Annotated in this window: 4 tRNA genes and 2 rRNA genes; all 6 read right to left on the reverse strand. The window is 47.2% G+C overall.

Annotated features, from left to right (window positions below):
* A 23S ribosomal RNA gene (locus L4C35_RS23110) occupies positions 1-257 on the reverse strand; the annotation flags it as partial.
* Between the two features lie 285 nt (positions 258-542).
* Positions 543-618, reverse strand: a tRNA-Ala gene (locus L4C35_RS23115).
* Positions 619-659: 41 nt separating this feature from the next.
* Positions 660-735: transfer RNA gene (locus L4C35_RS23120), tRNA-Val, on the reverse strand.
* A gap of 30 nt (positions 736-765) precedes the next feature.
* A tRNA-Lys gene (locus L4C35_RS23125) sits at positions 766-841 on the reverse strand.
* A gap of 1 nt (position 842) precedes the next feature.
* Positions 843-918, reverse strand: a tRNA-Glu gene (locus tag L4C35_RS23130).
* 100 nt (positions 919-1,018) lie between these two features.
* Positions 1,019-1,254, reverse strand: a 16S ribosomal RNA gene (locus L4C35_RS23135); the annotation flags it as partial.

Consider the following 1,254-nt stretch of genomic DNA (forward strand, 5'->3'; position numbering starts at 1 on the left):
GATTTCGCTCGCCGCTACTGTCGGAATCTCGGTTGATTTCTCTTCCTCGGGGTACTTAGATGTTTCAGTTCCCCCGGTTCGCCTCGTTACGCTATGTATTCACGTAACGATAACTGCTTATGCAGTTGGGTTTCCCCATTCGGAAATCCCAGTCTCAAGTGATTTTTACTATCTAAACTGGGCTTATCGCAAGTTAATACGTCCTTCATCGCCTCTGACTGCCAAGGCATCCACCGTGTACGCTTAGTCACTTAACCATACAACCCCAAGAGGTCTGTATGTTCAAACAACCAAGGTTTTATCGTCACTCATTTCCGATCAAGAAAAATGAGGACATTGGTTTTTCGCCGGACTCTACACAAGACACTTGAATGTGTGTTGTTTTGAGAACTCGTTTCTATCATTAAGATAAAAACTATTGTAATTGAATCTGTTGATTCAATTTACTAGTCAGCTTTCCAGATTGTTAAAGAACATGTGTTTTATCATCAGAGATGAATAATCCACTTTCTAATCACACTCTTTCGAATGTCTTTAGAAAGTGGTGGAGCTATGCGGGATCGAACCGCAGACCTCCTGCGTGCAAGGCAGGCGCTCTCCCAGCTGAGCTATAGCCCCATAAAGTTTTACTTCTTAGGAGAAGTTCTCAAAAGAGAAGATGGTGGGCGATACCGGGCTCGAACCAGTGACCCCCTCCTTGTAAGGGAGGTGCTCTCCCAACTGAGCTAATCGCCCTCCGATATTTTACATCCTCAAAGGAGAAGATGGTGGGTCGTGCAGGATTCGAACCTGCGACCAATTGATTAAAAGTCAACTGCTCTACCAACTGAGCTAACGACCCGTGGCGTCCCATAGGGGAGTCGAACCCCTGTTACCGCCGTGAAAGGGCGGTGTCCTAGGCCTCTAGACGAATGGGACTAAGTATTTCTKYCATGTTGTTGGGCAACATGAATATGTTCTTTTACATTTTAACCAAGCAATCTGTGTGGACACTGCATCAAACAAGCAGTCTATCGTTTAAGGAGGTGATCCAGCCCCAGGTTCCCCTAGGGCTACCTTGTTACGACTTCACCCCAGTCATGAACCACACCGTGGTAAACGCCCTCCCGAAGGTTAAGCTATCTACTTCTGGTGCAGCCCACTCCCATGGTGTGACGGGCGGTGTGTACAAGGCCCGGGAACGTATTCACCGTGGCATTCTGATCCACGATTACTAGCGATTCCGACTTCATGGAGTCGAGTTGCAGACTCCAA

The organism is Photobacterium kagoshimensis, from assembly GCF_050337045.1.
Lineage (GTDB): Bacteria > Pseudomonadota > Gammaproteobacteria > Enterobacterales > Vibrionaceae > Photobacterium > Photobacterium kagoshimensis.